The 3,889-nt window shown below is 34.0% G+C and carries 3 protein-coding genes; all 3 read left to right on the top strand.

Features of this window, described 5'->3' with window-relative positions; genetic code table 11:
- Positions 1 to 871 (top strand): M60 family metallopeptidase (locus tag CN288_RS27635; protein WP_217994266.1); only part of this gene is annotated, 871 nt, incomplete at its 5' end.
- 540 nt (positions 872 to 1,411) lie between these two features.
- The gene (locus CN288_RS27630; RefSeq protein ID WP_098303621.1) at positions 1,412 to 3,301 is read left to right on the top strand and encodes a S8 family peptidase; all 1,890 of its coding nucleotides are present in this window, start codon (positions 1,412 to 1,414) and stop codon (positions 3,299 to 3,301) included.
- A 247-nt stretch (positions 3,302 to 3,548) separates the two neighbouring features.
- Entirely contained in the window at positions 3,549 to 3,854 is a 306-nt protein-coding gene (locus CN288_RS27625) for a DUF3784 domain-containing protein (protein ID WP_098303622.1), read from the top strand.
- Positions 3,855 to 3,889: the final 35 nt, after the last annotated feature.

Genomic DNA, 3,889 nt, shown 5'->3' with positions numbered 1-3,889 from the left:
CAAGTATCCAGATGCGCATGTGGTTCAATTAAAGTCAAAGAAAGCAGTACTTACTGTTACTCGTGATAGTGCCAAGAAATATATTGTGGATCAAGATCCTGTGCCTCTATTAAAAAAATATGATGAAATGATTCTAGCGCAAGATAAAATATCGGGACTATCTGAAACAAGTTCTAATCCGTTACATCGTCCAACTCGTCGCCTTTGGGCTTTTGTAGAAAATCCTAATAAATCTGATTGGGGCATGTATGCAAGTTTGGATGGAATGATATTTACTACTGCTGGTAATGCAATTGAAAGTGCTTTAAATGTAAATGAATTTGGATGGGGACAAATGCATGAAGCAGGACACACAAGGCAACAATACCCCTGGAAGTGGAATGACCGTAGTGGAATGACTGAAGTCACTGTTAATATATATGCTTTAGCTGCACAAAAACAATTATTCCCGAATCAACCAACGCGTTTAGAAAAAGAGGGGGATTACGATAGAGCTTTTGCATACTTAAAACAAACAGATAAAGAGTATAAAAATATTGATGACTTGTTTGTGAAACTTGTTATGCTTTGGCAACTTCATTTAGCATATGGGGAAGATTTTTATCCGAATCTTCACAAACTATATCGAGAGTTACCAAAAGATAAACTTCCAGAAACTGATGAAGATAAAATACAAGCATTTATTTACAATACATCGAAAGTAGCGAAACAAAATGTACTTCCATTTTTTGATCAATGGGGACTGAAAGCATCACAAGAAACGAGAAAAAAAGTAGAAGCTTTGAACTATCCAACATTAACTGCCCCTATATGGGAAGCGACAGATGCGAAGCCTGTTAAACCAACCGCCGCGTATGGTCCAAGAAAATAGTTAGTAGGAGGCTATCCTTTAGGAATAGCCTCTTTGTGTGTGACGAAATTTTTTGGAGGATCTTTATTCTGTGTCGAAGCGCCGATATATTGGAAAAAAGGTTCTGATGCAAAGTTTCTTAAAAGATAAACAAAGGCCTGAATATATAAAAAATATTATGCGGCTACTTCCTAAACATTGTTCCTCATTTACCAACCTGTTTATGCTTTTTTCAAACTTTGCAAAAGAATCGCCAGTTCCTCTAGACCATTTATAAAAATGCTTTTCCGCCTTTTTTTCATAGAGTAACTGAATAGCTACCATATATATATAAATGAAACATAGCTAATTCATAACATTATTAATCTAAAACCTTTTTGTTACAAAAAATACGGAATATACTTCCAAAACTCTAAAAGAATATGAAATATTGCATATATAAATGTTTTGAAGTTTATTTTTGCGCCCATTATAATTTATCTAATATAAATCTTTGTACGTAATTATTTTGATATTTTTATAGGAAAAGATTTAAAAAACAGAAAAGTAGAGGGAAAATGAATGAAAATTCTTAAAGGAATGCTAGTGTCTACAGTTGCAATTACAGCTTTTACAGGACTAGGAAAGACTTCTAATCTAGTGAGTGCTGCTTCAAACAATTCAGTAGTACAGCAAGAAAAATCTAATGTAGAAAAAAGAGAAGAGAAGCAAATCATTGTAAAGTTTAAAAATGAGATAAATTTACCGTATGAAGATGGTATAGAAAAGCGAATAAAACACGAAAAAAATGATGTCGTACTAGAAGGCTTTTTTTCCGAATTCCCAGATTTAACATTAACTCGCTTATTTACGTCTGTAAGTCCGGAAGAAATTCAAAATCTAGATAAAAATGCGAAAACCGATAATAATAATTCATCTGCTAACCTATTAAATTATTATACAGTTCAAGTTTCAAAGAATGTACAAGCAGAAACATTAGTAGAAAAATTAAAACAATCACCTTTGATAGAAGATGTATACATTAAAGAACTGGAAGATTTAACACCACCTGAAATACAGCTGCCAAGTTTATCTCTTAATCCCTATGATGACCCTAGGTTTGAAAACCAAGGATATCTAAAAGAGGCACCATATGGCATTAATGCACCTTATGCGTGGGGAATAAAGGGAGGAGATGGAAAAGGCACCACATTTGTAGATATGGAGTATGGATGGGCATTAGATCATGAGGATTTAATAAATCAAAATATTGAACTTATGTCTGGAATAAATACAAAAGATCACGCTGCACACGGAACCAAGGTTCTAGGGATTGTTTCTGCGGAAGATAATCAAATCGGTAATATTGGTATTGTACCAAAAGCTACAGTAAAAGTAATATCTCAAATTAGAAATAACGGTCGTTATAACACAGCAGATGCCATATTAAGCGCTGTAAATAACCTAAATGCTGGTGACGTTTTATTGTTGGAGGCACAATCATCTTATGACGGATATGGAAAACAATATTTACCAGTCGAAGTGAAACCGGAGGTATTTGATGTTATTCGTACTGGAACAGATAAAGGGATCATAATCATAGAGGCTGGGGCAAATGGTTCAAATGATTTAGATCAATTTAAAGATCTAAATGGAAAACAAGTCTTGAATCGCAATAGCAAAGATTTTAAAGATTCAGGTGCAATCATGGTCGGAGCTGGTTCATCAACTGTTCCTCACCAACGTTTATATTTTTCAAATTACGGAAGTCGAATTGATGTATATGGATGGGGTGAAAATGTAGATACAACTTCTTCAGATCCAAATAGAAGTGCTACAAATTTATATACGTCTAGTTTTAATGGTACATCTAGTGCTTCACCAATTATTGCTGGCGCAGCCACTTCCATACAAAGTATTGCTAAGGAACGTTTGGGTCAACCTTATAAACCAAATGAGTTAAGAGCTATCTTAAGTAACCCAAACACAGGAACACAATCTAACAATCCATCTGTCGATAGAATTGGTGTTTTACCAGATTTGAAAGCTATATTATCAACTTTGGGATTTAAATCAAACGGATCTGATTCAGAATCAAAACCAGAACCAGAAGCAGAACATCCCCAGACTGGACAGATAACAGAACAAGAGCCAAATAATCAGTCTATGCAGGCAAACATATTAGATGTTAATGCAACTATTAAAGGAAATCTTAACGACAATGATAATGTAGATGTGTACACTTTTAATGTTAGTTCCCAACGTAATATCGATATTTCTCTATTAAATGAAAATGAGATTGGAATGACATGGACACTTCATCACGAGTCAGATCTACAAAACTACGTAGCATTTGGACAAAATGATGGTAATATGATCAAGGGAAAATATGAAGCGAAACCAGGGAAATATTATTTGCATGTCTACAAGTATGAAAATAAAAATGGGTCGTATGTATTAAATGTAAAGTAGCTTATATATATGTGGTCTCGCCGCATGCCCATCAAGCTAAGATTTTGAGACACCCCATAACGAAAATTTTAACTTTTTACAGTTATTCATGAGAATTCGGCTCATTTCTTTCGTTTTGGGGAACAATCAATTTCTTAAGTTGATGGCGATAGGGCCCACCAACATAACGCGAAATTCGTACGTTAAGCATATATAACACTAACTTGAATATGGTAAAATAATGAAAGGGATGGTGAGAACAGTGAAAATGTTGGTGGGATTAGGGATTTGTACGATTGTTAGTTTAATTATTATGATAAGTGGTTACCAAATTCATATTAAAAAACGCTTATCTCTTATTGCTGGATATCAGGAAGAAACTTTTATTGGTGATAAAAATAAACTAGCTAAATTATTCGGTATATTTGCTTATGTAGTAGGAATTGCTACATTTTTACTCCCTTTTGGATTAGAAATCTTCGGAAATATCGCAAGTATTATCTATGGAGTATGTATATGTGGGGGAGTAGTAGTAATTTTGATACGGAAGCAATCTATTAATAAACTATGTTAAGAAAAAGAGTCTCGCATTGGTCATATCCCCGTCAA

Origin of the sequence: Bacillus sp. AFS023182 (assembly GCF_002560575.1) — a bacterium.
Classification (GTDB): domain Bacteria; phylum Bacillota; class Bacilli; order Bacillales; family Bacillaceae_G; genus Bacillus_A; species Bacillus_A arachidis.
The sequence above is the reverse complement of the archived record's forward strand: the minus strand, read 5'-3'. Positions and strand labels throughout refer to the sequence as shown.

Coding starts and splice junctions, on each gene's coding strand:
- CN288_RS27630 (WP_098303621.1), top strand. CDS start 1,412: ATGAAAATTCTTAAAGGAATGCTAGTGTCTACAGTTGCAATTACAGCT.
- CN288_RS27625 (WP_098303622.1), top strand. CDS start 3,549: ATGTTGGTGGGATTAGGGATTTGTACGATTGTTAGTTTAATTATTATG.